Below are 26,140 nucleotides of genomic sequence, written 5' to 3' on the forward strand. Positions count from 1 at the left end.
ACCGGCGCAGGCTGGGGACGATGGCCGGATCGGGGCTCCTGTGGACGGAATGTGGCGCGCTCCGGGACCCTGCGCTGGCTAGCCTCGGGCTCGTGAGCGAGATCGAGATCGTCCGGATCGGGCCCGACGAGTGGGAGGAGTTCCGCGACGTCCGGCTCGCATCGCTGCGCGACGCACCCGGTGCGTTCGGGGCGACGTACGACGACTGGGTGGACGCTGCCGAGGACCGCTGGCGCCGGCGACTGGTCGACGTTCCGCTCACGGTCGTCGCGCGCAGCAGCACCCGGCCCGTCGGCGTGGTCTCCGGAGCCGACGCCGGGGACCGGGTCGAGCTGATCTCGATGTGGGTGGCGCCCGAGCAGCGCGGCACCGGGCTGGCCGGACGGCTCATCGAGGAGGTGGTCGCCTGGGCCGCGTCAGGCGACAAGCCGACCTTCCTGATGGTGCGCGACGACAACGAGGCCGCGATCCGGTCCTACACGCGCGCCGGGTTCACCGACCTCGGCGTCCCGGACGGCTGGCCGACCGACGCTCCGCGTGAGCGCCGGATGCGCCACGACGGCTGACGCCTCCGCGCTCCGTCAGCCCGAGCCGCGAGGTCAGGGCGCGACGGTGCTGAAGAGGGACGCGACCGTCGGCACGACGCCGAGCAGCAGGAACGCCGGGAGCAGGCAGACACCGAGCGGGACCGCCGCGGAGACCCCGACCTTGCGCGCGGCGTCCTCGGCCCGGGCGAGCGACTCGCGCTCGAGCTCGTCGGCGAGGCGTTCGACGGTCTGCACGACCGAGGCGCCGGTCGCCTGCGACCGGACCATCGCGCGGGCCAGCGGTGCGAGGACGTCGTCGGCAGCGACCGACGACCAGGCCTCGGCACCGGACGCGCCCCACCGTGACCGTTCGACGACGACTGCGAGCCGGTCGGACGCGGGGCCCGGCAGGGCGGCGCACGCCTGCGCCAGGCCGGCGACGGGTTCGGCCCCGGCCCGCAGGGTGGAGGAGAAGAGGTCGACGAGGTGGGGCAGCGTGCGCTCGGTCTCCTCCCGGTCACGCCGCACCGAGGAGGGCTCGGCATTCGCGAGCACCCGGCGGGCGACCACGGCCGCGATGACTCCGGCTGCCGCTCCGGGCAGGCCCCCGACGAGCAACCACGCGCCGGCGCCGGCACCCACGGCGGCCAGCGACCGGACGGGCGGACCGGACGGTGACCGCGGCCGATCGACCCGCGGGACCGGAGGGACCACCACCGCGACCGCCAGCGCCAGGCACAGCACGCTGAGCCAGGTCACGGCGCGGCCGCTCGGTCGGCCAGACGCTCGATCCACCACAGGCCGAGCGCGAGCAGGCCGATCCCCAGGACGAGGCAGAGCCACCCGATCGGTGTGGTGAGGAGGAAGGACCACGGGTCCGAGCCTGCGCCCGATCCCATGAGCAGGACCGCCACCGGCAGGGCGGCGACGAGTCGAGCGGTCGCTCGCGCCGAGGCCAGCTCGGAGTCGACGAGACGCCGGGTGCGCCGGCGGACCCGGAGTCCCGCCGCCGTGCGCTCGAGGGCGGCCGCCAACCCGTGACCGGAGTCCTGGGCCACCTGCCAGGCCGCGGCCACCCATCGGAGGTCGGAGGCCCCGGGTCGTTCGGAGGCCAGCCGCCGCAGGGCCTCCGGCACGTCGGCGCCGAGCCGTGACGCCTCCACCGCAGCGGACAGGGGCGCCCAGCGCTCGCTCGCCGACGCGAGCGCCGATCCTGGCGGCCGGCCCGCTGCGAGCTCGGCGGCCAGCAGGTCGCAGAGCTCGAGCACCGCGGCCCGGTCCTCGGCGACCGTCCGCCGTCGACCGGGACGCCACCGCCACCTCCACCGACCGGCCCGAGGACCGCGCACCCGGGACGCCGGGATCGTGGTGCCGTGGGGCACCAGGGCGAAGACGGCGAGCGCCAGCACCGCTGCGGCGACCCAGGCCGGCTCGATGCTCACCACGCCACCCCACCCAGACGCGCCATGAGCGCCGCCGCCGCAGGCCCACGCACGACCCGGTCGGGCTCGAAGCTGGCGGCGGTCCGCAGCGCCACGAGGCCGGCACTGTCCCGTTCGGGCACACCGAGCTCGAGCACGCGCCGGCGTCCGTCGCGGCCTCGCCCCAAGTGGATCACGACGTCGAGCGCCGAGGCCAGCTGGCTGTGCGCCGCCTCGCGCGGCAGCCCGGCGGCCAGCGACAGGGCCTCGATCCGGGCCGGCACGTCGGCCGCCGAGTTGGCGTGGAGCGTGCCGCACCCGCCGCCGTGACCGGTGTTGAGGGCCGCCAGCAGGTCGACGACCTCGGCGCCCCTGACCTCCCCGACCACGAGTCGGTCCGGGCGCATCCGCAGTGCCTGCCGCACCAGTGTCTGCAGGGAGATCGCCCCTGCGCCCTCGATGTTGGCCGGTCGCCCCTCCAGCGCGACGACGTGCGGGTGGTCGGGCCGCAGCTCGCTGGCGTCCTCGACGAGCACGATCCGCTCACCGGGGTCGACGAGGGACAGCAACGCCGACAGGACCGAGGTCTTGCCGGTTCCCGTGCCGCCGGTGACCAGGAACGCGCACCGCGCGTCGACCAGCTCCTCCAGCAGGAAGGCGCCGTCGGGCGGCAGGGCTCCCGCGGCGACGAGCTCGGGGAGTGTCCACACCCGACCCCGCGGCACGCGCAGCGAGAGCACCGTCCCGGTCCGTGCGACCGGGGCCAGCACGGCGTGGAACCGCGTCCCGTCGGGGAGCCGGACGTCGGCGTGGGGCGTCGCGTCGTCCAGTCGCCGGCCCGCCGACGCCGCCAGCCGCTGCGCGAGGCGGCGCACGGAGGAGTCGTCGGGGAAGGAGACCGACGCCCGCTCGAGCCCGGCACCGCGGTCGATCCACACGTCGTCCGGGCCGTTGACGAGGACGTCGGTGACGTCCGGCAGCCGGAGCAGGTCCTCGAGCGGGCCGGCCCCGAGCACGTCGCGGCGCAGGAGGTCGTGGACCGCGAGCACGGTCGCGTCGCCGACCGGCGACCCGGAGGCCCGCAACGCCTCGGCCACCCGGTGCGGCGTCAGGTCACCGGCGGAGCCCGCCAGCCGACGGCGTACGTCGTCGAGGACCGCGGCCGGGACCGGCGCGCTCATGCGGCCACCGGCAGCAGGTCGCGGGCGGCGCGCAGGAGCGGACCGCGTGAGCCGAGCGGTCCGAGGCCCCGGTCGACCGCGGCGGCGAGCCCGCGCTGGTCCGCGACGGCCGCCACCACGGGGAGGCCGGTCACGTGGGTGGCGTCGGCGTCGCTCACCGAGCCGGGGCGGAGCACCAGGCCCGCACCGGTGTCGCGTCGCAGCTCGGCCACCAGTCGTGCCGTCGCGGCCAGCCCGGGGAGCGTCGCGGGCGTCACCACGAGCAGGTCGTCGCACCGGTCCGCGAGCTCGGACAGGTGGGGCCCCTGACGGGCGAGGTCGAGCACGACGAGGTCGTGACCGCGCGCCGCCGAGGGCAGGATCCGGCGCAGCGTCGGCACGTCGAGGCGTCGACGCAACCCGGACCAGGTCAGCACCCCGAGCCCGTTGGTGCGAGGCACGCTCTCGCGCAGGGCGCGGGCCCCCAGCCGCCCGGCCGTGTCGACGAGTCCCTCCCACCTCACTCCCGCCACGTCCTCCATCCCGAGGAGCCGGTCGAGCCCGGGACCGAGCGGGTCCGCGTCGACGAGCAACGTCGGCGTACGTCCGGACTGCCACTGGGCGAGCGCGCAGGCCAGCGTGGTCGCCCCGGCACCACCGGCTCCCCCGACGACGCCGACCACCCGGCCCGGCGAGGCCCGTTCACCGACGTCGGCGAGGGCGTCGGCCAGCCAGGCCGAGCCCGACGAGAGGTCGAGCACCGAGGACGCACCGATCTCGAGCGCGCTGCGGAACACCGCGTCGTCGGGTGCATGGGCGACCACGTGGACGCCCGGGCGACGCGGCGGTGCGAGGTCCGCGACCGCCGTCGCGAGGTCGGCGCCCACGAGCACGAGGTCGGCCTCCGCCCAGGCGGGCAGCGCGAGCGCGGGCGTGGACGACACCTCGGCACCGACGCCCGCGGCGGCGCACAACGGCACGACGACCTCGTGGACGGACGGGGAACCGGTCAGGAGCAGGACAGCCATGCGCCGACCCTCGCGCCGCCCGCCGACGACGACCAGCGCGGACGGGCGGTCCCTGTGGAGAACGCCGAGGACGGGCCACCTGTGGACGGTTCGTGGCCCCTCGGAGACGACCGTCACCCGTGTCCACGATGCGTCCGAGGGGCTGATGCCGTACCCAATTCTGGTGCTACTTTCCACGGGTTCACACGTTCGGGGGAGGGTGTCGATGACGGAGAAGCTGGTAGCCGAACCGGAGGCCGCGAGCCCGGGCGACGCGCCCTCACCGCCGGCGCCGGTCCCCGGCGTCCCCGCTGCTGCCGACGAGCGCCCCCGCCGGCGCCTGCTGCCCAACGGCATCGGCAGCATCCAGAGCAAGCTCCTGCTGATGCTGCTGCTCACCAGCATCATCTCCACCGTGATCGTCGGCTGGTTCGGCTTCCGCTCGGGCACCGACTCGCTGCGCGACGCGACGTACTCCCGGCTCAGCGAGGTCGGCGACGAGCGGCTGAAGGCGATCCAGGACTTCGTCGCCAACCAGCGCGGTGCGGTGGTGCTCGACAGCCAGGGCGTCGGCGTCGAGGCCTCGCGCGCGTTCAACAGCGCCTTCCGCGAGCTCGACGGCGCGCAGGTGTCCGACGCCCAGCAGGCCGACCTCGAGTCGTTCTACTCCGACACCTACATCCCCCACCTCAACAACGGCACCGGTGGCGACTTCGACGCCGCGGGCTTCGTGCCGCGGGGCGGGGCGACCGGCTACCTCCAGGCCAACTACACGATCTCCTCCACCGACTTCGACGAGGTCGCCGGGCTCGACGACGCCGGCGACGGCTCGGCCTGGTCGGCGGCCAACGCCCGCTTCAACCCGTACTTCCGCGCGGTCGGCGAGAGCCTGGGGCTCGACGACGTGCTGATGCTCGACGGTGACGGCAACATCGTCTACTCGCTCTACAAGGGCGCCGAGCTCGGCACCAACATCGTCACCGGAGACTTCCGCTCCGGCGGCCTGCAGCAGGTGTTCCAGGACTCGGTCCGCTCCAACTCGCGCGACTTCGTCGCGACGGCCGACTTCGAGTCCTACCTCCCGTCCTACGGCGCGCCGACGATGTTCATCGCCTCCCCGATCGGCACGGAGGGCCGGCTCACCGGCGTCCTGGTCTACGAGCTGTCCTCGGAGAAGATCAACGGTGTCCTGTCGGGGGATGCGCAGGCCGGCGAGTTCCAGGGCCTCGGCGACACCGGCGAGGCCTACCTCGTCGGCCCCGACGAGACGCTGCGCACGGACTCCCGCGAGCTGTTCACCGACGGCGAGGAGTTCCGTGACGAGGCGATCAACGCCGGCAACAGCGCCGACACCGTCGACCTCATCATGGCGACCCAGCGCACCATGCTGCTCCTGCAGGACCGCTCGACCCCGGCCGAGCGGGCCGGCCGGGGGCAGGACGGCACCATCGAGACCACCGACTACCTCGGCCACGACGTGCTCGCCGCCTACCAGCCCGCCGACATCCCGGGCCTCGCCTGGTCGCTCGTCACCAAGATCAGTGCCGACGAGGCCCTTGCCCCGATCAACGACTTCGCCCGCAACCTGCTCATCGCCACCGCCCTGGTGATCCTGCTGGTGTGCGCGGCGTCGATCCTGATGGCGCGCGTCTTCACCATCCCGCTCAACCGGCTCGTCGACGGCGTACGCGCGGTGGCCGGGGGCGACCTCGGCGCCCAGGTCGACAGCGGCAACCGCCGCGACGAGTTCGGCGACCTCGGCGCGGCCTTCAACGACATGTCGTCGAGCCTCAACTCCAAGCAGCGGCTGCTCGAGGCCCAGCAGGCGGAGAACTCCCGCATCCTCGGCGGCATCATGCCCGCGCCGCTCGCCGAGCGGTACCGCGGCGGCGAGACCGAGATCTCCGCGGAGCACGAGGACGTGTCCGTCGTCTACGTCGAGGTCGAGGGCTTCGACGCCTTCTCGCGCCGCAAGTCGGCCAAGGAGTCGCTCGACCTGCTCAACGGCCTGTCCCGCGGCTTCGACGAGGCGGCCCGCTCGGCGGGGATCGAGAAGGTACGTCAGGTCGGCACGGGCTACGTCGCCTCGTCCGGGCTCGTCGTCCAGCGGGTCGACCACGCCCGCCGGGTCGTCGACTTCGCGCTGTCGGTGGCCGACATGGTCGAGCGCTTCAACTCCCAGAACGGCTCGTCGCTCTCGATGCGCGCAGGCATCAACACCGGCAGCGTCAGCTCGGGCATCGTCGGGCGCAGCGACATCGTCTACAACCTCTGGGGAGACTCGGTCGAGCTGGCCTACCGCGTCCGGACGGCGGCGGGCGAGCCCGGCATCTACGTCACCGACGAGGTGAAGCAGCGGCTCGGCGGGGGCTATGCCTTCCAGCAGTCCGGCACCGTCACCGAGGGCGACACCACCGTCCCGGTCTGGTCGGTCCGGCCGGGCAGCGGGAGCCCGTCGTGAACCTCACCGCGCAGCCGTGGTTCCCCTGGGTCGTGGGGGTCATCGTCGGCCTGCCGGTGGCGGTGCTCCTCCTCTCCGAGCTCCACCTGCGGCTGACCCGCCGCGGCAACGCGCTCGCCGGGCCAGTCAACCGGCTGCGCATCTGGTTGCTGCCGCTGGCCGGCCTCTACATCGTGCTGACCCAGGTCGGCGAGCGGTCCAGCGAGAACAACGGCGTACGCGTCGTGGCGACGCTGGTCGGCGTGCTCGCCGTGATGGTGGCGCTCGGCGGGCTCAACGCGGTGCTCTTCGGCAACGCCAGTGACGGCACGTGGCGCGACCGGCTGCCGAGCATCTTCGTCGACCTCGCCCGGCTGATCCTCGTGGTGACCGGCGCCGCCATCGTGGCGTCGTACGTCTGGGGGCTCAACGTCGGCGGCCTCTGGGCCACCCTCGGAGTCGGATCGATCGTCATCGGTCTCGCGCTCCAGAACGCGATCGGGTCCGTGGTCTCCGGACTCCTCCTGCTCTTCGAGCAGCCGTTCCGCATCGGCGACACCCTCGACGTCGGCGGCGTCACGGGCAAGGTCGTCGAGATGAACTGGCGCTCGACCCACCTCGACATCGGCAGCGGGGTGCAGGTCATCCCCAACGCGACCCTCGCCGGGGCGTCGTTCTCCAACTTCAGCCGTCCGACGCCGGCCCACGACCTCGTCCTCACCACCAGCTTCAGCAAGTCCGACAGCCCGCACGACGTGACGACGACGCTGCTCGCGGTGGCGTCGGGGCTGCCGTCGCTGCGGCCGGGAGCGACGCCCACCGTCAAGCTCGTCGGGGACGGGGCGTACGCCACCACCATCCCGCTCGTCTCCGCCGGTCAGGCCTCGACGGCGCAGTCCCTCTTCCTGACCTGGCTCTGGTACTCCTCGCGGCGCCACGAGCTCTCCCTCGACGGCGAGTCGTTCGTCCAGCACCCGCGCGAGGTCGTCGTGGGCGCGCTGGAGAAGGTGCGACCCACCCTCGACCTCACCGAGGAGGACATCGAGGCGATGGCCCTCGTGTGCGAGGTGGAGACCTACGGCAGCGGCGAGGTGATGCTGCGCGAGGGCCGGGTGCCCGAACGCTTCGCCTTCATCGTGTCGGGGTCCGTCCGCCTCAGCGCGGCGACCGACGACGCCGCGAGCCTCGACGTGGCCGACCTCGAGGTCGGCGACGTGGTCTGCTCGGACGCGCTGCTGCGCCAGCGGGCCACCATGTCGAGCCGCGCACTGACCAACGTCGACGTGCTCCAGGTGCCGCTCGACGCGGTCGACCGGCTCGTCGCGAGCAAGCCGATCGTGGCCCGCACCCTCAACAACCTCGTCGCCGTGCGTGAGCGGCAGCGTCGGGAGGCCTTCGAGTCGGTCAACACCGGCGACTCGCTGGCCGTCGTGGTCGCGCCGGCGACCCGCGCCGGCACCGACCGGGCCTCGGCCTGAACCTCCTGCCACCGTCGGACCCCACCCCTACGATGGCGGCATGACCCGCCCCACCGCGGCATTCTTCGACCTCGACAAGACGATCATCGCCAAGTCGAGCACGCTCGCGTTCAGCCGGGAGTTCCAGGCCGGTGGGCTCATCTCACGGCGCGCGATGCTGCGCTCGGCCTACGCCCAGCTCGTCTTCTTCACCGGCGGCGCCGACCACGACCAGATGGACAAGATGCGCGCGTTCATGTCGCAGCTGTGCGCCGGCTGGGACGTGGCGACGGTGCGCGAGATCGTCCACGACACGCTGGACAACATCGTCGAGCCGCTCGTCTACGACGAGGCCGTCAGCCTGATCGAGGAGCACCGTGCGGCCGGGCGTGACGTCGTGATCGTGTCCGCCTCGGGTGCCGAGGTCGTCGAGCCGATCGGCGAGATGCTGGGCGCGGACCGGGTCATCGCGACCCGCATGGAGATCGTCGACGGGAAGTACACCGGCACCATCGACTACTACGCCTACGCCGAGGAGAAGGCCCGCGCGATCGAGCACCTGGCCGCGACCATGGGCTACGACCTCGACGAGTGCTTCGCCTACAGCGACTCGGTCACCGACGTCCACATGCTCGACGTCGTCGGCCACCCGTTCGCCGTCAATCCCGACAAGGAGCTGCGCCGCATCGCGCACGAGCGCGACTGGCCGGTGCTCAGCTTCGTCCGGCCCGTCGCGCTGCGCCGCCGGATCCCCGTGCCGCCGGCGAGGCCGACCCTCGCGGCGCTCGCCGTGGGCGGTGCCGTGGCGGCCGGCGGGGTGATCTGGGCCAACCGGAGGCGCCGCGGGCCCGACTGAACGCCGGCGCGCGGACGTCGTACGAGGTCGTCGGGACCCGCTACTGAACGGTCATCGGACGCTCACCGCACGCTCCCAAAGTCAAGGCTTGTGACTGTCCCACGACAGGGCTAGAACTGAAGCACCAACTCCACAGGCAACACGTGAACCAGGTACCCACGCGGCGATCCACCCATCCGATGGGGTGCTGACCGATCGGGATCTGCCCGAGGCAGCGATTGAGAAGAGCACGCTTGGTAGCCAGGCGTCACGTGTCAGCGGCGGCACCCGATCCACGCGAACGGGTGCCGCTCGCACGTCCGCAGGTCTCCCTGCTGACGCCGCCGGCCGTGGGATCGGGCGACCAGCTCGCACTGGACTATCCCCGCAGCGGCGAGGCCTCGGCCCCGGCCGAGAACGCCTCGGCCCCGTAGATCGCCCAGGCGTGGACCCCGCGGGGGCCGCCGTCGCTGTAGGCCCGGAGGTTCGACTCGTACGCCGCCCGGTGGTGGAGGTGTCCGGCCTCGGGCACGACGAGCGACTTGGCGTCCACGCCACGGGAGACCAGCACGAGCCGCTCGAGGGCCCGGGCGACGATGCCGTTGTGGGAGGCGAACGGGGCGGCGGTCGCGACGTCGGCGTGCGCCACAGCCGCGACGAGGAGGGCCGGGGCCGACGTGCCGGAGAGCAGGAGCTCGGCGACGCCGCGCAGCCGATCGGCCGACGCGGCGTCGCGCGGACGGCCGAGCTGCTCGGGGTCGAGGGAGCCGGCGCCGACGACGGCGTGCAGCCGCGCGATCGCCTGGAGCGGTGCGGTCTCGAGCAGGGGCGCGAGGGCGAGCATCGAGGCGGACAGCCGCACCGCGTCGGTGGCGATCTCGTCACCGGAGCCCGCGCGCACCTCGTCCAGCGACGACGCCGAGCCCTCGAGGACGGCGCTCGCGTGGGCGCCACGCAGCAGCGACTCGGCGGTCATCTCCGGCGACGTACGACGCAGGCCGCGGTCGCGCAGCATCACGTCGATCCCGTCGCGGACGCCGGCGTAGGCCGACGGGACCCCTTCGAGGTCGATGAGCCAGGCGAGCGGGTCGGTCATGGGCAGGACGCTAGTTGGCTCAGTCCGCGACCGGCCGGGCACCCTCGCTCGGGAGCAGCGAGATCTTCTGCCAGATCTTGCGCGACATCCCGGTCGTCAGCGTCTCCAGGTCGCTCACCGTCGTCAGCACCAGCGAGTCGCGCGACTCCTCGGCACACAGCGCCGCGACCTTGCCGATCAGCGAGAGCATCTCCGAGCAGTAGTCGAGGTAGCGCTCCATCTCGCCGCGGTCGAGGTCGACCTTCACCATCGTGTCGGTCTTCACGAAGTCCGGGCGCAGACGCTCGGGGTCCTTGGTGAGCTGGTGCATGTCGACGATGTGCGCCAGCGAGCGGAGCCGGTGCAGCAGGTCGAGCAGGTGTCCGCGCTCGAGGCGCTGCGGCAGCGCGTAGAGGAACCAGAGCGCCAGGCCCGCGAAGACCAGGTCGTTGATCGCGGACTCGATCAGCGGCACCCACTCGAAGGTGCGCTCCGGGCCGATCCGCACGGCGTCGCGGAGGGCGAGCCCGAAGATCGTCACCGTCGCGACGAGTACGACGACCGCGGCCAGGCGCGAGGCCAGCCGGACCCACCTCAGCCGGACCCGGATCGCCGACGACCCCTCCGCCACGTCGGCGGTGAGCACACCGAGCTCGCCCACGACCGCGAGCAGCCCGCGGTCGGGGAACCGTGCGGCGATGCGAGACTCGAGGCGCGCGACGGTGTCGGCGACCGGCCCCGCGTCGAGGCGTTCGAACGAGCTCACGCAGGCCAGCGTAGGGCTCGACAACTTTCTGGGTCGGCGCCACGTCACAGGCGTCGTACCCACGCTCGAACCCGATCTCGGAAGGCCCATGATGCGCTCGCTCGTCCCCGTCCTGACCACGGTCGCCCTCGCGGCATCCCTGTCCGCCGTTGTCTCGCCGGCCAGTGCAGCCGGCGAGACCTGCCGGGGGGTCGCCGCGACCATCTCCGGGACCGGCACGCTCACGGGGACGGAGGGCAACGACGTGATCGTCGCCGACGACGCGCTCACCGTGAACGCCCTGGGTGGCAACGACCTGGTCTGCATCACGGGCGACACCAACACCAGTGTCTACGGAGGAGCCGGCGACGATGTCGTCGACGCCACGCTCGCGACCGTGGGCACGAGCGCAACGCTCGGAGCCGGGGCCGACACCTACCTCGGTTCGGCGGGCTCGGACTACGTGACCGCGGGCGAGGGCGACAACCGGGACACCGAGCGCGACGTCATCGACGTCGGGCTCGGCGGGTTCGACACCGTCGCCTCCGGGAGGGGCGGCGAGGAGAACGCCGACGAGATCCGTGGCGGCAGCACCCTCCAGCTCTTCTGGAGCGGCATCCCCACCTCGGCGAGCGTCGCCCACGCCGGGACGGGCAGCACGTTCCAGATGATCTACGACAACGAGGTCGCCCGCCTGAAGATCGACACCCGGGCCGGCTACCTGTCGACGGGATCTGGCCCCCGGCTCGACCTCGACGGATTCACCGTGTTCACCGTCCGCGGCTACCGCACCCTGCGCCAGGTCACGGTGCTGGGCAGCGACCTGGACGAGAGCGTCGGCCTCGGGTGGGACACCAGCGCGAAGGTCGAGCAGAAGGTCGCCCTCGGCGGCGGAGACGACCGGCTGGGCATCGGGCTCTTCTCCGCGAAGAGCAGCTTCAGTGGCGGCGACGGCACCGACGAGCTCATCGCCGGCTCACGGTCGCGCATCGACCTCGACCTGGCGCGCGAGGAGCTGACGATCGGGTCGGGCAGGAAGGCCGTCCGCACCGAGGCCAACAGCTTCGAGGATGCGCGCCTCGCATCCTCCACGGTCACGCTGACGGGCACCGGCCGCGCCAACGACCTCGAGGTCAACGCCTGCCGAGCGACCGTGAGTGGGCTGGGTGGCCGTGACGACATCACCGCCTTCATCAACACCCCGGACGGCGCTCGGGTCGAGTGCAGCAAGGGGCGTCGGACGACCTTCCTCGGTGGTCCCGGCAACGACGTGCTCGTGGGCTCGGCGGGAGGTGACGTGCTCGTAGGCGGCCCGGGCCGCGACAGGGCGAACGGGCGCCAGAGCCGCGACACCTGCCAGGCCGAGGTGCGCATCAGCTGCGAGGTACGTCGCTGATCGCACGGGCGCTCCGGCGCTTGTAACCTGAGCGGGATGAGCGACGATCAGCCCGAGAGCCCCTCCCACGTCGACCGCTCCCGTTCGTTCGGGTCGGTGGCCGAGGCCTACGACCGCGGGCGTCCGTCGTACCCCGCCGAGGCGATCACCTGGCTGATGGGCGGCGAGGCCAAGGTGGTCCTCGAGCTGGCCGCCGGCACCGGCAAGCTGACTCGCGACCTCGTCGACCAGGGCCACGCCGTGTTCGCCACCGAGCCCGACGAGGCGATGCTGGCGATCCTGCGCGAGCGGGTGCCCGAGGTGAGCGCCAAGGTCGCGACCGCCGAGGAGATCCCGGCCAACGACCGCTCGGTCGACGTGGTGGTGGTCGCGCAGGCCTTCCACTGGTTCGACCACGAGGTCGCGCTCGCCGAGATCGCCCGGGTGCTCAAGCCCGGCGGCCACCTCGCGCTCGTGTGGAACAGCCGCGACGAGCGGATCCCGTGGGTGCGCAAGATGGGCGACCTCCTCGGCATCCAGGACCGTGACACCTCCTCCGCCCGGCTCCTCGGCGAGAGCGAGCTCTTCGCGGAGACGGAGGAGACGACCTTCAAGAACTGGCAGGAGGTCAACCGCGAGTCGATCCTCGACCTGGCGCGTTCGCGGTCGAACTTCGCGGTCATGGGTGAGGCCGAGCGGTCGGAGAACCTGTCGAAGGTGCTCGCGTTCTACGACGAGTACGGCCGCGGCATGGACGGCATGCAGATCCCCTACGTCACCCGCTGCTACCGCGCCGTCGTGGTCGATCCCGACGAGCCGGCAACTTCCGGCGACGAGGACCCGTCACAGGAGGGACCGGTCGTGAGCGACGGCACCGACACCGACATGCTGCTCATCGACTTCCGCTAGCTGCTCCACGGGGGGACCCATGCGTCGTACGACCTCGCTGACCGCCGCGACCCTGCTGGGCCTGGCCCTGCTCGCGCCCACCACGACCGCGAGCGCCGCGGGCGAGACCTGCCGCGGCGAGGCCGCGACCATCGTCGGCGGTCCACGGGTGGCGATCGTGGGCACCGAGGGTCGCGACGTCGTCGTGACCAACCGGAGCCAGGACGTGAAGACCCTGGGCGGCGACGACCTGGTGTGCATCACCGGCCCGGACCAGCGCAGCGGCTACCGCCCGGTCGCGATCGACACGGGTGACGGCAACGACGTCGTCGACGGGACGGCCGCACCCGACTGGCCGGCCGACGGCCTCCTCGGCGCCGGGTCCGACACGTTCTACGGCGGAGCGGGCACCGACTACCTCGAGGCGGGCGCACGCGACGGCGACTTCCTGCCGATCGACGCCGACCACGACGTCCTCGTCGGCGGCGGGGGCCGCGACTCCCTCAGGAGCGGACAGTCCGGCGTGCCCAACACCGACGTGGTCGACCTCGGGGGCGGTGACGACTACCTGACCTACAACGGGATCCCCTCGGCGGGCGGCAGCGTCGCGGGCGGCGCCGGCGCCGACACGCTCGCGCTGCCGACCTCGGGTCACACGCTCGTGGTCGACAACAGCGTCGGCCGGTCGACGCTGGACGGTCAACCGTCCCTGTCGTGGTCCGGCCTCGAGCGCTTCACGATCTCGACGACCCACCATGACCCGATCGACCTCACGTTCCGGGGAACGGACGCCGACGAGAGCCTGGTGTCGTACGCCGACCGCGCCGTCGTGCGCGCCTCCATGGCCGGCGGCAAGGACACCTTCATCACCGGCTCCGTCCTGCTCGACGGCAGCACCGTCGACGGTGGCGCCCAGCGCGACCTCTTCTACGCCATGGACCGCAGCGCCGTCTTCAGCCTCGACCTCGGGTCAGGGCGGTTCCGGAGCGGCCGCGACGACGGAGCAGGGCCGCGGCTGGCGGCGGTCGAGGACTTCGAGGACGCCGAGCTCCACGCGAACAGCGTCCGGATCAAGGGCGACAACGGCCGCAACCACCTCTTCTTCTCGGCCTGCACCGGCAGCATCCGGGGCCGGGGCGGCGACGACGTCGCGCACCGGTCCTACGACGCCTGGTTCGAGTCGAGGCCCGAGTGTCCCGAGGGATACCGGATCGACGGTGGCCAGGGCAGCGACGACCTCGAGGGCTACGGCGGCGACGACACGATCGTCGGCGGCCCCGGCAACGACACGCTCTCCGGCAAGGACGGCGCCGACAGGCTCATCGGCGGCAAGGGCCGCGACAAGGCCGACGGCGGCCCCGGTCGCCCCGACCGTTGCGTGGCCGAGCAGAAGAACCGCTGCGAGCGCTGAGCCCGACTAGGGTCCGCTCATCGGACGTAGGGCAGCTCGTGTCCCCGGGAGGAACTCACATGCGTCGTACGACGTCACTCACCGCTGCGGCCGCACTGGGCGCCGCCCTGGTCGTCCCCGCCTCGCTCGCCGCAACGGCGAGCGCCGCCGGCGAGACCTGCCGAGGTGCGGCCGCCACGATCATCGGCACACCCGACGCGCCGCTGAACGGCACCGAGGGTCCCGACGTGGTCGTCACGAACGGCGCGACCGACGTGAGGACCCTCGGCGGGGACGACGTGGTGTGCGTGACCGGGAAGATGCAGTACTGGATCCTGGTGGACACCGGCGGCGGCGACGACCTCGTCGACGGCACCACCTCGCCGGAGCAGGCGGTCTTCGCGACGCTGGGCTCCGGCGCCGACATCTTCCTGGGCGGGTCCGCCGACGACCGCGTGACGGTCGACTACCCCGACCCTGCCTCCGCCACGCCCGACGTCATCAGCGCCGCAGGTGGGTCCGACGGCCTCTTCGTCACGACCGGCCCGGGGGCCGCAGCGATCGACAACGTCGCCGGGCGGCTCACCTCCGACGGGCAGGTGCGCGCCACGTGGACCGGTCTGGAGGAGTTCTGGCTCGGCCACTCCAAGGAGGCCCGGCCGCTCACCTTCCTCGGCTCCGACGCCGACGAGCTCGTCGTCGACCAGACAGCCGTGCCGACACCGGTCGCCATCGACCTCGGTGACGGCGACGACAGCTACCGGGCGGGGCTCGGCCCGGCGCAGGGCAGCCGGATCGACGGCGGTCCGGGACGCGACCTCCTCGCCGTCTCGTCCGAGGACACCGACCTGGCGCTCGACCTCGAGCGCCGGCGGCTGCTCGTCGACGTCGCCTCGCCCTACCGCGTCCCGGTCACCGGTTTCGAGGACGCCGAGGTCGCGGCGCCGAGGGTGGTGCTCACGGGCACGTCCGGCGGCAACACCCTCCGCTACCTCGCCTGCCGTGCCGTCGTCCAGGCACACCAGGGCGCGGACGTCGTGCGCCGCGCGACCTTCGACGCCGTCTTCGAGACCACCTTCGACTGCCGCCCGACCGCGCGCATCGACGGCGGGCCGGGCAACGACCGGCTCAGCGGCACGCGCGGCGAGGACACCATCTTCGGCGACGCCGGCCACGACGTGCTCCTCGGCGACCGGGGGGACGACACGCTCGTCGGTGGTCGCGGCCGCGACCGGGCCGACGGTGGCCCGGGCCGCGACCGCTGCGTGGCGGAGAAGATGGTCGGCTGCGAGCGCTGAGCCCCGACTAGGGTCACGTGCGTGGCGAGGTGGAGGTGGCGGCGTACGTCGCTGGGCGGGGAGACCGACCGCGCCACCTTCCGTGCGCTGCACAACGCCTCGCTGGCGAGCCCGGCGCTCCGTGAAGGCCTGACGAGCGCGAGCGCCGAGCGGTCCGTGCGCCACCTGCGCGCACTGCTCGGCACCCCGGCCGCCGGGCTCGGCGACACGAGCGGGCTGCTCGCGTGGGACGGCCTCGGCGGCCACCACAAGGCCCAGCTCGTGCCCACGATCCAGCAGGTCGCGGAGACCGGACGCACGATGATCGTCGACGAGCGGACCCTGGTCTGCGACGACGGCGGCTGCGAGGTCCGGCAGGCGATCGTCAGCCCGCTGGTCGCCGAGGACACGCTCGTCGGGGCGCTCGTCGTCGGCGCCCCGCACACCACGGGCGGGCTCGTCCGCGCCGCCGACGAGGTCGCGTCGTGGGTCAGCGGGCAGCTCGAGCTCGCCGAGCTCGACCTCTCCCGCACCCGGCTGATGGAGGCCGAGGTGCGCGCGCTGCGGGCGCAGATCAGCCCGCACTTCATCTACAACTCGCTCGGCGCGATCGCCAGCTTCGTGCGCACCGACCCCGACCGGGCGCGCGAGCTGCTGCTGGAGTTCGCCGACTTCACGCGCTACTCCTTCCGCCGCCACGGCGAGTACACGACGCTCGCAGAAGAGCTCCGCTCGGTCGAGCGCTACCTCCTCCTCGAGCAGGCACGCTTCGGCGACCGGCTCCAGGTCACCCTGCAGGTCGCGCCCGAGGTGCTCCCGGTGGCGGTGCCGTTCCTGTGCGTCCAGCCGCTGGTGGAGAACGCCGTGCGCCACGGGCTCGAGGCCAGCGCCGACAAGGAGGACGGCGTCGGCCGGCTCCACATCACGGCGCGCGACCTCGACCAGGAGTGCGTCATCGAGGTCGAGGACGACGGCACCGGCGAGGACCCCGAGCGCGTCCGCCAGGCCCTGGCCGGCGACGCGTCGGTGGACTCGGTCGGTCTCGGCAACGTCGACGCGCGGCTGCGCAACGCCTACGGCGACGACTACGGTCTGGTCGTCGAGACCGCGCCCGGCGCCGGCACCAAGGTGATCGTGCGGGTGCCGAAGTTCGCCCCGGGAGTCCAGGTATGACTGCTCTGAAGGTCCTCGTCATCGACGACGAGCGCCCCGCCCTCGACGAGCTCACCTTCCTCCTCGGCCGCGACCCGCGCATCGGCGAGGTGCGCGGCAGCGACTCCGCGACAGACGCGCTGCGGGTGCTCCAGGCCGAGGAGGTCGACGCGGTCTTCCTCGACATCCAGATGCCCGGGCTGACCGGCCTCGACCTCGCCCAGGTGCTCTCCCGCTTCAAGAACCCGCCGCCGATCGTCTTCGTCACCGCGCACGAGGAGCACGCCGTCGCCGCCTTCGAGCTGCGCGCCGTCGACTACGTCCTCAAGCCGGTGCGCGAGGAGCGTCTCGCCGAGGCCGTACGCCGCGTGGTCGAGGCCGGCGGCCCGACACCCTCGGGTGACGTGCAGATCCCCGTCGAGCGCGGCGGGGTGACGCGGTTCGTCAACCGCTCCGAGATCACCCACGTCGAGGCCCAGGGCGACTACGCGCGGCTGCACACCGCCGACGGCTCGCACCTGGTCCGCACGCCGCTGACGTCGCTGGCCGAGCAGTGGGCCTCGGCCGGCTTCGTCCGGATCCACCGCTCCGTGCTCGTCGCCCTCCCCCACGTCGAGGAGGTGCGCAGCGAGGCCGGGCGGGTCAGCGTCGTGGTCGGCGGCACCGAGCTGCCGGTGTCTCGACGCCACACCCGCGAGCTCCGCTCGGTGCTGACGAAGCGGACCCCGTGAGGGGCGCACCGTGACCGAGACGCCCCCGCCCCGGGTGCGGGTCACGGGGCCGCCGCGGCGTCGCGCGGGCGTCGTACGGACTCCGGGGGCGCGCGAGATCGACGCCGAGACCGCCCTCGGAGAGGTCTTCATGCGCTCGCTGCTGCGCGAGCAGCTCGTGCTGGCGCTGCGGGTGCTCGCAGCACTGGCCCTCACGCTCGGACTGGTCCCGCTGGTGTTCCACCTCCACCCCGCGCTCGGCGAGGTCGAGGTCGGACCGGTGCCGCTCGCCTGGCTCGTGCTGGGCGTGCTGACCTATCCCTGGCTGCTCGTGCTCGGCTGGGTCTACGTCCGGCGGGCCGAGCACAACGAGCGCGACTTCGCCGACCTGGTCGGGGAGACCGCCACGGCCGACGAGGACCAGCGGTGAACGCCGACGTCGTCCCGGGCGTCGTCGCCGTCGTCCTGGTCTCGCTCGCGACGCTGGCGATCGGCACGTGGGGGCTGCGGATCTCGCGCACCACCAGCGACTTCCTCGTGGCCTCGCGGACCGTGCGACCACGTCTCAACGCGAGCGCGATCGGCGGGGAGTACCTCTCGGCAGCCTCGTTCCTCGGCGTGGCCGGCCTGCTGCTCACCTTCGGCGCGGAGATGCTCTGGTACCCCGTCGGCTGGACCGCGGGCTACCTCGTCCTGCTGGTGCTCGTGGCCGCGCCGCTGCGCCGGTCGGGGGCCTACACGCTGCCCGACTTCGCCGAGGCCAGGCTCGGCTCCCGAGGTGTGCGCAAGCTCTGCTCGGTCCTGGTCGTCGGCATCGGCTGGCTCTACCTGCTGCCGCAGTTCCAGGGCGCCGGGGTGACGCTGCGCTCGACGATCGGCGCGCCGACCTGGGCCGGCTCGCTGGTCGTCGCGATGGTCGTGCTCGCGTCGGTGAGCCCCGGCGGGATGCGGTCGATCACCTTCGTGCAGGCCTTCCAGTACTGGCTCAAGCTCACCGCCCTGCTCATCCCGGTCTGCATCCTGCTCGCGGTGTGGGTCTCGGACGGCGCCGCCGACCCGTCCGCCTCGGCACCCGCGTCGTGGTCGATCCCGCTCGCCTCGCCGGGAGGCGGCATCGGGCTCTACACGACGTACTCCCTGATCGTGGCGACGTTCCTCGGGACGATGGGGCTGCCGCACGTGGTGGTGCGGTTCTACACGAACCCCGACGGCCGCGCCGCACGTCGTACGACGCTCGCGGTCCTGGGTCTGCTGGGCATCTTCTACGTGCTCCCGCCGGTGTACGGCGCCCTCGGCCGGCTCTACGCTCCCGATCTCGCGGACGGCCGGTCCGACGTGCTCGTGCTCGAGCTGCCGAACCTGGTGGTCGGCGGGGTGCTCGGCGCCGTGCTCACCGGACTCGTGACGGCCGGAGCCTTCGCGGCCTTCCTCTCGACGAGCTCGGGGCTGACCATCGCCGTCGCGGGCGTGCTGTCGCAGGACGTGACGGGTCGGCGGTGGGGCTCCCGCCGGCTCGGCGGGGTCGCCGCCTTCCGGGTCGCGGCGGCCATCGCTGTCGTCGTACCCCTCCTGCTCTCGCTGCCCGCCCAAGACGTGCCGGTCGCGCGGACCGTGGGCCTGGCGTTCGCGGTGACCGCGTCGACCTTCGCGCCCCTGCTGATGCTCGGCATCTGGTGGCGCGGGCTCACCCCGACCGGCGCTGTCGCGGGGCTCCTCGTCGGCGGCCTCGGGTCGGGTGCCGCCGTCGCCTGGACCCTCGCCTCGTCGACGTCGTCGGGCTGGTCGGCCGCGCTCCTCGGGCAGCCGGCGGCCTGGTCGGTGCCGGCGTCGCTCGCGACGATGGTCGTCGTGTCGCACCTGACCCGGGCCTCGGTCCCGGCCCACGCCAACCGCTTCATGGTCCGCCTCCACACCCCCGAGGCGGTCGAGCTGCAGCGCTGACGCCCAGGGGGACTACGCCGGTCGGACGTGGAGCTCGTTGCCGTCGGGATCGGCCATCTCGACGTCCCCGTCGTCCGCCCGGGCCACCTCCCTCGCCCCCAGCTCCACGAGGCGCGCGACGTCGGCGTCGAGGTCGTCGGCCACCAGCACGAAGTGCATCCGGTTGCGCCCGACCCGGGCGTCGAGCGGCTCGCCGCCCCAGGCGATCTTCGGACCGCCGTCGGCGGGCTGGATCGCGGTCTCACCGTCCTCGTCGTGCACCAGCGGCCAGCCGATCGCCGCGCTCCAGAACAGGCCGACCTCCCGCGTCCCGTCGCACGCGACCTCGCCGAGGAAGGGCGTGCCGGCCATCCAGCGGTTGCCCTCCTCGATCACGCAGAAGGGAACGCCGTCGGGGTCGGCGAGCACCACGTGGTCCTCGTCGGGCTGCTGGCCGACGTCGACGTGGCTGGCGCCGAGCGCCAGCGCGCGGGCGACGGTCTCCTGCTGGGAGGCGGAGCTGCTGCTCAGGTGGAGGTGGACCTGGGTCGGCAGCACGAGGGGCTCGAGCCACGGCTCGAGGTGCACCTCGAAGGGCGTGCCGTCGCGCGGGACGAGCGCCACCCCGTCGACGTCCCAGCCGAGGAGGTCGCCCCAGAACTGGGCGGACCGGACGGGATCGGCGGCCAGGATCGTCAGTGCGTGCAGTCGGACAGCCATCTGGGCAGCGTAGGGCGACCGCGTGTGTGATCTGCCACTCAAATCAACAAAACCTCCACACAATTGTGGCGTCTTGGTAACTTCTTGACATTCGTCCAGATCCCCCCACGCCCCGCCACCCCAGGACCCGCCGCATGGAACCCCTCCGCCCCACCCGACGCACGCTCACGCGCTCTGCCGCGTGGACGGTCCCCGTCGTGGCCGTGGCGACCGCGGCGCCCGCGTTCGCGGCGTCCCCGTGCAACTGCCCGGAGTTCTACTTCCAGGGGTTCCCCGCGTCCGGCACCCTCGGCAACGGCTGGACCCTGACCTCCTCGACGGCCAGCCCGGGCGGCGGGACCGACCGGTTCGAGAACGGGTCCTTCATCACCGTTGCCGACCCTCCGGCCCTGGGCACCCTGGCGGTCACCGCCGCGCGCAGCATCTGCGTGACGTCGGGTCGCACCTACCGGTTCACCTACAGCTGGACGGCGTACCTCTCGAACCCGCGTCCGCAGACCTCGGTCCTCCAGGTCAACGGCGTCACCGTCAACGGGAGCACCATCGACACCTCCACGAGCACGACGGCCGGCACCCGGTCGGTCACCTGGCTGAGCAACGTCACCGGCAACGTCACCCTGTCCTTCGTCCACACCACCGTCGCGAGCCTGACGAGCAACGTGGGCGACGACATCACCATCACCAACATCGCCGGCACCTGCTCCTGACCTATCTCCGCAGCAGCAGCGCCGAGTCGCCGAACTCGTGCCAGAGGTAGCCCTCGGCCACCGCTGCGTCGTACGCCGCCTGCGTCAGGCGCTCGCCCGCGACCGCCTCGACGAGGAGGAGGTGCGAGGCCATCGGGTCGTGCCAGCCGGTGACCAGGCCGTCGACGACGCGAGGCGGCTGCGCGGGCGTGACCACCCGCGACGTCCAGCCGCGCGAGGCGACGACGTGCCGCCCGAGCACGGACGACTCGACCGCTCGCGTGGCGGTGGTGCCGACGGCGATGACCCGGCCGCCGTTCTCGCGGGCGCCGTTGATCGTGCGTGCCGACGTGGGCGGCACCTCGAACCACTCCGGGCCGGGCGCCTCGCCCGCCTCCTGCGAGGACACCCCGGTGTGCAGCGTGACCGGCGCGAGCTGGACGCCTGCGGTCACGAGCCGGGTCACCAGCGCCGGGGTGAACGGCCGGCCCGCCGACGCCATCTCGGCGCTGCCCGGCCGCGTGCCGAAGACGGTCTGGTAGTCGGCGAGCGGGTAGCGCCGGTCGAGGTAGCCGTAGGCGATGGGCCGACCGTTCCACTCCAGCTGTCGGTCGAGGTCGCCCGCGACCGACGCCTGCCAGAGGCGGTTGCCGGCACCGGTCGGCGACGACGCCTCCCCGGGCCACGGCGACCGCAGCACCAGGCGTACGTCACCGACCCGGACGACGTCGCCCGACGTCCGATCGAGGATGGCCCGGCCCGCATCCGGGGAGGACCGCAGCTCGACGACGCGGTCGCCGTCCTCGAGGTGGTGGGCCACGTGCAGCACGACCGGCTCGCCGTCGAGCGTCGCGTCGACCTCGGCGTTGACGGTGGCGGACGTGTTCACGACGAGCACGTCACCGGCGTGCAGGTGGTCGGGCAGGTCGCGGAAGCGCACGTGCGCGAGGCCGTCCGGTGTGCCGACGAGCAGGCGCACCTCGTCGCGCTCGAGGCCGCGCGACTCGGCGGGCTGCGGGGCGAAGTCGGAGGCCGCGAAGCGGGTGTGCGGGGTCTCGGCGAGCAGGCTCATCGGACGTCCTCCCCGATGTCGGCAGCCCGGTAGCGCCCGGACTCCGGTCGCGCGTCGAGCAGCGCCAGCAGCCGCGGGACGACGGTCGAGGCGAGCGGACGGTCGGAGATGTCCTCGCCCGGGAAGGCGTCCTGGTGCATCGCCGTACGCATGTCACCCGGGTCGACGGCGTACGCCCTCAGCCCGGTCTCCGCGCCATAGGTCAGCGTCACGTGGTCGAGCGCCGCCTTGCTCGCGCCGTAGAGCCCCCACGTCTCGTAGTGCTCGACGGCAGCGTCGGAGCTGAGCGAGAGGAGCACGCCGTCCGCGTCCCGCAGCCGCGGCAGCAGCGCCGAGGTGAGGACGAGCGGTCCGCCGATGTTGGTGCGCCAGACGTGCATCAGGTCCGGGATGTCGACCTCCTCCAGCGGGCGCATCGGCAGCGGGCCCAGCGTGCTGGCGTTGTGCACCAGCAGGTCGAGGCGACCGCGTTGCTCGACCTCGGCGACGAGCGCCGACCGGTGGTCGGCGTCGGTCAGGTCGCCGACGACGGCCGTGACCCCGGCGGGCAGGTCGGCCTCCTTGAACTTCTCGGCGCTGCGTCCGTCGGTGATGACGTCCCATCCCCGCTCCGCGAGCGCCGTGCACAGGGCCAGTCCGAGACCGGCCGAACCTCCGGTGACCAGGGCCACCCGTGTCTCTGTCGTGGTGTTCATGGCACCATGGTTCAAGTTGAAGTGAACTTGAGTTCAAGGGTTGATGGCAGATGGATGCGAAGGACCTGCTCCCGATGGGGGAGATCACCAGCCGGAGCGGCTTCGCCGCGTCGGCGATCCGCTACTACGAGGCCGAGGGACTGATCGAGGCACACCGCTCCGGCGGTGGCCAGCGGCGCTTCGAGCGCAGCGTGCTGCGACGCCTGGCTTTTATCCGTGCCGCGTCCAACGTCGGCCTCACGATCGAGGAGATCCGCGACGAGCTCGGCCGGCTGCCCGGCAACCGCACCCCGACCAAGGCCGACTGGCACCGCATCTCGAAGCACTGGGGCGCCCGCCTCGACGAGCAGATCGCAGCGCTCCAGCGGCTCAAGGGCGGTCTCGACTCGTGCATCGGGTGCGGCTGCCTCAGCCTGCGGTCGTGCGCGTTCTCCAACGCCGGCGACTGGGCGGCCGAGCGCGGTCCCGGCGCCCAGCTCCTGCCCGACACCCTCCGGCGCCCGCACCCCTCCCGCCGCTCGGGGTAGTCCAGCGCGATACGGCTGCCGGTCGGGACGACCGCCCGATGTCAGGATCAAGCACATGACCGACGGCTACGAGCTCCGCACCGACTCCGACGCGATGGACCTCGACCGCGTCCACGAGTGGCTGAGCACCGACGCGTACTGGGCGCTCGGCCGCACCCGCGACAACGTCGGGACGGCCGCAGCGCACTCGCTCAACTACGGCGTCTTCCACGAGGGCGAGCAGGTCGCCTACGCCCGGGTCGTCACCGACCACGCCAACTTCGCCTGGCTCTGCGACGTGTACGTCGACCGCGACCACCGCGGTCGCGGCCTGGGTCGGATGGTGGTCGAGGCCGTCAACCGCGACCTGGACGCGCTCGGCGTACGACGCACCCTGCTCGCGACCGGCACCGCCCACGGCGTCTACGAGCCGCTGGGCTTCGCACCGCTCCCCGACCCGACGATGTGGATGATCCGCACGCCGACGCCCTGATGGACTTCCACCCCAGCGCGTGGAAATCCATCAGGCGGGGTCGTCGGACGGCGAGAAGAGCGTCAGCTGCATCCCGTCAGGAGCAGCGATCCGGGCGTTCGTGTCGCCCCAGGGCGTGACCTTCGCCGGAGCGACCTCGGTGGCGCCGGCACCGACCAGCGACGTGGAGGCCTCGGCCGCCGAGGACACCTGCAGCGCGAACCGCACCTTCCCCGATACCCGCCGCCCCACCTCGAGGTCGTCGACCATCGCGGCCTGCCGCTCGTCGAAGAGCTCGAGGGTCGCCCGGCCGGCGTCGAGCAGCAGCACCCGGCCCTCCTCGCTGCTCCAGTCCTCGAGCTGTGGCAGGCCGAGCGCGTCGCGGTAGAACGCCACCGCGGCGTCGAAGTCGTCGACAGTGAGGGTGATGCGGAGCTCCTGGACCTCGGTCATGCCGTCATCGTCCGACCTCAGGTGCACCTGAGGTCAAGCCCCAGCTCCTGCAGCACCACCAGCTGATCGCGGCTGACGAAGGACGGGTTGCTGCCGGCGGGCATCCGGAGCACCTCCAGTGCCTCCAGCGCAGGGTGGCCGGCGAGCTCGGACCGGAGCAGTGGCCTCGGCAGCGACTCCAGGCGCACCGGCATCCGGTCCCCGGTGACGACGCCCGTCGTGGAGCCACGGGCGTGGATCCCCGCCGGAGCCGCAGCCTCGCGCCCGCTGACCCAGAGCAGCACCGGCTGCCCGGCACGGACGAGGTCGGTGCGGTAGGAGCGTCGTACGCACCACGAGGACGCCTGCACGAACCCGCTGCGGACGTGCTCCTGGGTGGACGGCTCGCTCCCCCGGGCCTTGATCACCCAGGCCCCGAGGTCGCCCTCGGTGACCGCCTGGGCGAGCGGGGCGGTCACTGCCGCAGGCCGGCCTTCAGCTCCTCGAGGGCCTCATCGAGCGTCACCTTCGGCGACCAACCCCAGCCACGCGCTCGGTCGGCGACGATCTGCCCCGTCCAGGCGGGCTCGTCGTCCCAGACCGGCTCGAGGCCCAGCGCCGACGTCACGGCGCCGAGGTAGTCGCGCTGGGTCGCGGGCTCGCCGGCCGCGTTGACCGGGGTGCAGCCACCGGCGACCGGACCGGCCTCGGGGTCGTCACCCGCCGCGATCGCACCGGAGGCCAGGTCCGCGACCAGGGCGGCGAGGTCGTCGACGTGCACCCAGGCGAAGCTCGCGTCGGGCACCGCGTGCCGCTGGCCCTCGTCGTCGCGGATCCGCGCCGGGCGCAGGGCGTTCCAGACCGAGGACCCACCCGGCCCGAGGATCGCCGGCGGCCGCACGAGGACGCGCGTCGTCCCCGCGGCCCGGTCGAGCGCTGCGTCCACGTCGCGCTTCACGACGGCGTAGTCGCCACCGTCGTCACCGACGAGGTCGCCGTCCTCGGCGACGTCGCCGGTCCCGGGGCTGCGGTCATAGACCGCGGCGGTCGAGACGTGGACGTGGCGCGCGACGCCGGACGTGGCGGCCGCGTCGGCGATGGTGAGCGTGCCGTCGACCCCGACCCGGCGCTGGCTGTCGCGGTCGTCGCCCATCGGGTGCACGGTCGTGACGAGTGCGTCCGCACCCACGACCACCGAGCCGGCGAAGCCCGGGTCGGCGAAGTCGCCGACGTGCTCCTCGACGCCCGGCAGGTCGGGTGCGGTGCCCGGTCGTCGTACGACGGCACGCACGCTCGCGCCGCGCTCGCTCAGGGCGGACACCACGTGGCTGCCCACCAGTCCGTTGGCACCGGTCACGACGACGACAGGAGAGGTCATGCCTCCACCTTGTCAGGCGGGTGGAGGAGGACGCGTGCGACGACGGCGAGCCAGGCCGAGGCGAACAGCAGGCTGGTGAGGACGTCGGTCGGGTGGTGGGCGCCCTGGTAGAGCCGCGACGGCGCCACCACGAGCGGCACGAGCAGGAGCGGCCACGTGCGCCGGCGCCAGCGTGGGACCAGGGCATTGAGCAGGAGGGCGGTGCCGCAGTAGACGACGACCGCGGTGGCGACGTGGCCGGACGGGAAGCTGTGGTCGGGCACCAGACCGGGGTCGAGGATCTCCACCGGCGGTCGGTCGCGCGGGACGAGCGCGGTGACGACCAGGTAGAGCACGAACGTGCCGCCGACCAGGACGGCGTAGTAGGCGAACGGCCGCCACGACCGCTGCCACCGCGAGATCGCGGCCGCGAGGACGACGGTCAGCGCGATCCCCACGAGCGTGTCGGCGACCTTGCTCCCCGCGTCGGCGGCGACGTCGAGCCCTGAGGTCCGGTGGTCGGCGAACCACCGCACCACTGAGTCGTCCCAGGGCTCGACGTGGCGCTCGAGCGGGTGCGTCAGGAGCCAGCCGATCCCCAGCACGCAGGCCAGGAGCACCGCCCACGCGACGACCAGCACGGTGGCTGCGCGTCGTCCGCCCTCGATCCTCATCGGGCGAGCCTCCCACCCCGGGACCGGGGCGGGCAGCCCCGCTCGGGTGGGGTGGCGGCGCGACCGTTCGTCGTACGCCACCCACCGCTCGGCGCGCAGCGGTGCCCACCGGACGAGCGAGGCGTACGTGCCCCTGCCGCCCGTCCT

General features: G+C 73.1%; 28 protein-coding genes. 15 read left to right on the plus strand and 13 right to left on the minus strand.

The window, feature by feature from the left end; all coding sequences use genetic code 11:
- The first annotated feature begins 92 nt into the window (after positions 1-92).
- Positions 93-566: a GNAT family N-acetyltransferase gene (locus EUA93_RS04925; protein WP_165355062.1), complete on the plus strand. Its 474-nt coding sequence runs from the start codon at positions 93-95 to the stop codon at positions 564-566.
- Between the two features lie 33 nt (positions 567-599).
- On the opposite strand, the gene EUA93_RS04930 is transcribed toward EUA93_RS04925, so the two are convergent.
- The 4 genes from EUA93_RS04930 to ssd are packed head-to-tail and all read right to left on the minus strand — an operon-like array spanning position 600 to position 4,136.
- A complete protein-coding gene (locus tag EUA93_RS04930) occupies positions 600-1,286 on the minus strand; it encodes a type II secretion system F family protein (protein ID WP_129399117.1) in 687 nt (228 codons plus the stop codon).
- Complete coding sequence (locus EUA93_RS04935; RefSeq protein ID WP_165355063.1) at positions 1,283-1,969, minus strand: type II secretion system F family protein; 687 nt, start codon at positions 1,967-1,969, stop codon at positions 1,283-1,285. Before EUA93_RS04935 ends, EUA93_RS04930 begins: the two co-directional genes overlap by 4 nt.
- Entirely contained in the window at positions 1,966-3,129 is a 1,164-nt protein-coding gene (locus tag EUA93_RS04940) for a TadA family conjugal transfer-associated ATPase (protein WP_129399119.1), read from the minus strand. The genes EUA93_RS04935 and EUA93_RS04940 overlap by 4 nt, the downstream gene beginning before the upstream one ends.
- Positions 3,126-4,136 (minus strand): septum site-determining protein Ssd, encoded by a 1,011-nt coding sequence (gene ssd / locus EUA93_RS04945; RefSeq protein WP_129399120.1) that lies wholly within the window; start codon positions 4,134-4,136, stop codon positions 3,126-3,128. The genes EUA93_RS04940 and ssd overlap by 4 nt, the downstream gene beginning before the upstream one ends.
- Positions 4,137-4,341: 205 nt before the next feature.
- Here ssd and EUA93_RS04950 point away from each other — a divergent pair, with 205 nt between their 5' ends.
- From EUA93_RS04950 to EUA93_RS04960, 3 genes are read left to right on the plus strand one after another with little or no spacing between them, the layout of a single operon-like run.
- Positions 4,342-6,576, plus strand: coding sequence for an adenylate/guanylate cyclase domain-containing protein (locus EUA93_RS04950; protein WP_129399121.1), 2,235 nt, complete (start codon positions 4,342-4,344; stop codon positions 6,574-6,576).
- On the plus strand, positions 6,573-8,033 hold the full coding sequence (locus tag EUA93_RS04955; RefSeq protein ID WP_129399122.1) for a mechanosensitive ion channel domain-containing protein: 1,461 nt from the start codon (positions 6,573-6,575) through the stop codon (positions 8,031-8,033). The genes EUA93_RS04950 and EUA93_RS04955 overlap by 4 nt, the downstream gene beginning before the upstream one ends.
- A 40-nt stretch (positions 8,034-8,073) precedes the next feature.
- On the plus strand, positions 8,074-8,868 hold the full coding sequence (locus EUA93_RS04960) for an HAD family hydrolase (protein WP_129399123.1): 795 nt from the start codon (positions 8,074-8,076) through the stop codon (positions 8,866-8,868).
- 358 nt (positions 8,869-9,226) lie between these two features.
- Here the strand turns inward: EUA93_RS04960 and EUA93_RS04965 are convergent, their stop codons facing one another.
- Together EUA93_RS04965 and EUA93_RS04970 are read right to left on the minus strand one after the other, a co-directional pair.
- Positions 9,227-9,943, minus strand: a complete 717-nt coding sequence (locus EUA93_RS04965) for a Fic family protein (RefSeq protein WP_129399124.1) — start codon at positions 9,941-9,943, stop codon at positions 9,227-9,229.
- A gap of 19 nt (positions 9,944-9,962) precedes the next feature.
- Positions 9,963-10,688 carry a hypothetical protein gene (locus EUA93_RS04970; protein ID WP_129399125.1) on the minus strand — a complete coding sequence of 242 codons (726 nt, stop codon included), beginning with the start codon at positions 10,686-10,688 and terminating at the stop codon, positions 9,963-9,965.
- Positions 10,689-10,776: 88 nt separating this feature from the next.
- Here EUA93_RS04970 and EUA93_RS04975 point away from each other — a divergent pair, with 88 nt between their 5' ends.
- From EUA93_RS04975 to EUA93_RS05010, 8 genes are read left to right on the plus strand one after another with little or no spacing between them, the layout of a single operon-like run.
- Positions 10,777-12,063: a hypothetical protein gene (locus tag EUA93_RS04975; RefSeq protein ID WP_129399126.1), complete on the plus strand. Its 1,287-nt coding sequence runs from the start codon at positions 10,777-10,779 to the stop codon at positions 12,061-12,063.
- 36 nt (positions 12,064-12,099) lie between these two features.
- On the plus strand, positions 12,100-12,951 hold the full coding sequence (locus EUA93_RS04980; RefSeq protein WP_129399127.1) for a class I SAM-dependent methyltransferase: 852 nt from the start codon (positions 12,100-12,102) through the stop codon (positions 12,949-12,951).
- A gap of 19 nt (positions 12,952-12,970) precedes the next feature.
- Positions 12,971-14,341 carry a calcium-binding protein gene (locus EUA93_RS04985; RefSeq protein WP_129399128.1) on the plus strand — a complete coding sequence of 457 codons (1,371 nt, stop codon included), beginning with the start codon at positions 12,971-12,973 and terminating at the stop codon, positions 14,339-14,341.
- A gap of 59 nt (positions 14,342-14,400) precedes the next feature.
- Positions 14,401-15,618 (plus strand): hypothetical protein, encoded by a 1,218-nt coding sequence (locus EUA93_RS04990; RefSeq protein ID WP_129399129.1) that lies wholly within the window; start codon positions 14,401-14,403, stop codon positions 15,616-15,618.
- A gap of 21 nt (positions 15,619-15,639) precedes the next feature.
- Positions 15,640-16,770, plus strand: a complete 1,131-nt coding sequence (locus EUA93_RS04995; RefSeq protein WP_129399130.1) for a sensor histidine kinase — start codon at positions 15,640-15,642, stop codon at positions 16,768-16,770.
- Positions 16,767-17,480, plus strand: a complete 714-nt coding sequence (locus EUA93_RS05000) for a LytR/AlgR family response regulator transcription factor (protein WP_129399131.1) — start codon at positions 16,767-16,769, stop codon at positions 17,478-17,480. The genes EUA93_RS04995 and EUA93_RS05000 overlap by 4 nt, the downstream gene beginning before the upstream one ends.
- A 10-nt stretch (positions 17,481-17,490) precedes the next feature.
- Positions 17,491-17,889, plus strand: coding sequence for a hypothetical protein (locus tag EUA93_RS05005; RefSeq protein ID WP_129399132.1), 399 nt, complete (start codon positions 17,491-17,493; stop codon positions 17,887-17,889).
- On the plus strand, positions 17,886-19,400 hold the full coding sequence (locus tag EUA93_RS05010; RefSeq protein WP_129399133.1) for a sodium/solute symporter: 1,515 nt from the start codon (positions 17,886-17,888) through the stop codon (positions 19,398-19,400). Before EUA93_RS05005 ends, EUA93_RS05010 begins: the two co-directional genes overlap by 4 nt.
- A 12-nt stretch (positions 19,401-19,412) precedes the next feature.
- Here the strand turns inward: EUA93_RS05010 and EUA93_RS05015 are convergent, their stop codons facing one another.
- Complete coding sequence (locus EUA93_RS05015) at positions 19,413-20,099, minus strand: VOC family protein (RefSeq protein WP_129399134.1); 687 nt, start codon at positions 20,097-20,099, stop codon at positions 19,413-19,415.
- Positions 20,100-20,233: 134 nt separating this feature from the next.
- Between EUA93_RS05015 and EUA93_RS05020 the strand changes: the two genes are divergently transcribed.
- The gene (locus EUA93_RS05020; RefSeq protein WP_129399135.1) at positions 20,234-20,806 is read left to right on the plus strand and encodes a hypothetical protein; all 573 of its coding nucleotides are present in this window, start codon (positions 20,234-20,236) and stop codon (positions 20,804-20,806) included.
- 1 nt (position 20,807) lies between these two features.
- Here EUA93_RS05020 and EUA93_RS05025 read toward each other — a convergent pair whose 3' ends face one another.
- Together EUA93_RS05025 and EUA93_RS05030 are read right to left on the minus strand one after the other, a co-directional pair.
- On the minus strand, positions 20,808-21,857 hold the full coding sequence (locus tag EUA93_RS05025; protein WP_129399136.1) for an S-adenosylmethionine:tRNA ribosyltransferase-isomerase: 1,050 nt from the start codon (positions 21,855-21,857) through the stop codon (positions 20,808-20,810).
- Positions 21,854-22,552 carry an SDR family NAD(P)-dependent oxidoreductase gene (locus EUA93_RS05030; protein WP_129399137.1) on the minus strand — a complete coding sequence of 233 codons (699 nt, stop codon included), beginning with the start codon at positions 22,550-22,552 and terminating at the stop codon, positions 21,854-21,856. Before EUA93_RS05030 ends, EUA93_RS05025 begins: the two co-directional genes overlap by 4 nt.
- 50 nt (positions 22,553-22,602) lie before the next feature.
- Here EUA93_RS05030 and soxR point away from each other — a divergent pair, with 50 nt between their 5' ends.
- Together soxR and EUA93_RS05040 are read left to right on the plus strand one after the other, a co-directional pair.
- Positions 22,603-23,079 (plus strand): redox-sensitive transcriptional activator SoxR, encoded by a 477-nt coding sequence (gene soxR, locus EUA93_RS05035; RefSeq protein WP_129399138.1) that lies wholly within the window; start codon positions 22,603-22,605, stop codon positions 23,077-23,079.
- A 55-nt stretch (positions 23,080-23,134) separates the two neighbouring features.
- Positions 23,135-23,551 (plus strand): GNAT family N-acetyltransferase, encoded by a 417-nt coding sequence (locus EUA93_RS05040; RefSeq protein ID WP_129399139.1) that lies wholly within the window; start codon positions 23,135-23,137, stop codon positions 23,549-23,551.
- Positions 23,552-23,581: 30 nt separating this feature from the next.
- Here EUA93_RS05040 and EUA93_RS05045 read toward each other — a convergent pair whose 3' ends face one another.
- The 4 genes from EUA93_RS05045 to EUA93_RS05060 are packed head-to-tail and all read right to left on the minus strand — an operon-like array spanning position 23,582 to position 25,993.
- Entirely contained in the window at positions 23,582-23,983 is a 402-nt protein-coding gene (locus tag EUA93_RS05045) for a VOC family protein (protein ID WP_129399140.1), read from the minus strand.
- A 17-nt stretch (positions 23,984-24,000) separates the two neighbouring features.
- Positions 24,001-24,441: a hypothetical protein gene (locus EUA93_RS05050; protein ID WP_129399141.1), complete on the minus strand. Its 441-nt coding sequence runs from the start codon at positions 24,439-24,441 to the stop codon at positions 24,001-24,003.
- Positions 24,438-25,340 carry an NAD-dependent epimerase/dehydratase family protein gene (locus EUA93_RS05055; protein WP_129399142.1) on the minus strand — a complete coding sequence of 301 codons (903 nt, stop codon included), beginning with the start codon at positions 25,338-25,340 and terminating at the stop codon, positions 24,438-24,440. The genes EUA93_RS05050 and EUA93_RS05055 overlap by 4 nt, the downstream gene beginning before the upstream one ends.
- Positions 25,337-25,993, minus strand: a complete 657-nt coding sequence (locus EUA93_RS05060) for a phosphatase PAP2 family protein (RefSeq protein WP_129399143.1) — start codon at positions 25,991-25,993, stop codon at positions 25,337-25,339. The genes EUA93_RS05055 and EUA93_RS05060 overlap by 4 nt, the downstream gene beginning before the upstream one ends.
- Positions 25,994-26,140: the final 147 nt, after the last annotated feature.

The organism is Nocardioides oleivorans (genome assembly GCF_004137255.1).
GTDB lineage: Bacteria > Actinomycetota > Actinomycetes > Propionibacteriales > Nocardioidaceae > Nocardioides > Nocardioides oleivorans.

Excerpts from the sequence above, each read along its gene's own strand:
- EUA93_RS04985 (WP_129399128.1), top strand. The coding sequence starts at position 12,971 with ATGCGTCGTACGACCTCGCTGACCGCCGCGACCCTGCTGGGCCTGGCC.
- EUA93_RS05040 (WP_129399139.1), top strand. The coding sequence starts at position 23,135 with ATGACCGACGGCTACGAGCTCCGCACCGACTCCGACGCGATGGACCTC.
- EUA93_RS04940 (WP_129399119.1), bottom strand. The coding sequence starts at position 3,129 with ATGAGCGCGCCGGTCCCGGCCGCGGTCCTCGACGACGTACGCCGTCGG.
- EUA93_RS05055 (WP_129399142.1), bottom strand. The coding sequence starts at position 25,340 with ATGACCTCTCCTGTCGTCGTCGTGACCGGTGCCAACGGACTGGTGGGC.
- EUA93_RS05060 (WP_129399143.1), bottom strand. The coding sequence starts at position 25,993 with ATGAGGATCGAGGGCGGACGACGCGCAGCCACCGTGCTGGTCGTCGCG.
- EUA93_RS04960 (WP_129399123.1), top strand. The coding sequence starts at position 8,074 with ATGACCCGCCCCACCGCGGCATTCTTCGACCTCGACAAGACGATCATC.
- EUA93_RS05030 (WP_129399137.1), bottom strand. The coding sequence starts at position 22,552 with ATGAACACCACGACAGAGACACGGGTGGCCCTGGTCACCGGAGGTTCG.
- EUA93_RS04965 (WP_129399124.1), bottom strand. The coding sequence starts at position 9,943 with ATGACCGACCCGCTCGCCTGGCTCATCGACCTCGAAGGGGTCCCGTCG.
- EUA93_RS04990 (WP_129399129.1), top strand. The coding sequence starts at position 14,401 with ATGCGTCGTACGACGTCACTCACCGCTGCGGCCGCACTGGGCGCCGCC.
- EUA93_RS04950 (WP_129399121.1), top strand. The coding sequence starts at position 4,342 with ATGACGGAGAAGCTGGTAGCCGAACCGGAGGCCGCGAGCCCGGGCGAC.
- EUA93_RS04980 (WP_129399127.1), top strand. The coding sequence starts at position 12,100 with ATGAGCGACGATCAGCCCGAGAGCCCCTCCCACGTCGACCGCTCCCGT.
- soxR (WP_129399138.1), top strand. The coding sequence starts at position 22,603 with ATGGATGCGAAGGACCTGCTCCCGATGGGGGAGATCACCAGCCGGAGC.
- ssd (WP_129399120.1), bottom strand. The coding sequence starts at position 4,136 with ATGGCTGTCCTGCTCCTGACCGGTTCCCCGTCCGTCCACGAGGTCGTC.
- EUA93_RS05025 (WP_129399136.1), bottom strand. The coding sequence starts at position 21,857 with ATGAGCCTGCTCGCCGAGACCCCGCACACCCGCTTCGCGGCCTCCGAC.
- EUA93_RS04975 (WP_129399126.1), top strand. The coding sequence starts at position 10,777 with ATGATGCGCTCGCTCGTCCCCGTCCTGACCACGGTCGCCCTCGCGGCA.
- EUA93_RS05015 (WP_129399134.1), bottom strand. The coding sequence starts at position 20,099 with ATGGCTGTCCGACTGCACGCACTGACGATCCTGGCCGCCGATCCCGTC.
- EUA93_RS05000 (WP_129399131.1), top strand. The coding sequence starts at position 16,767 with ATGACTGCTCTGAAGGTCCTCGTCATCGACGACGAGCGCCCCGCCCTC.
- EUA93_RS05020 (WP_129399135.1), top strand. The coding sequence starts at position 20,234 with ATGGAACCCCTCCGCCCCACCCGACGCACGCTCACGCGCTCTGCCGCG.
- EUA93_RS05045 (WP_129399140.1), bottom strand. The coding sequence starts at position 23,983 with ATGACCGAGGTCCAGGAGCTCCGCATCACCCTCACTGTCGACGACTTC.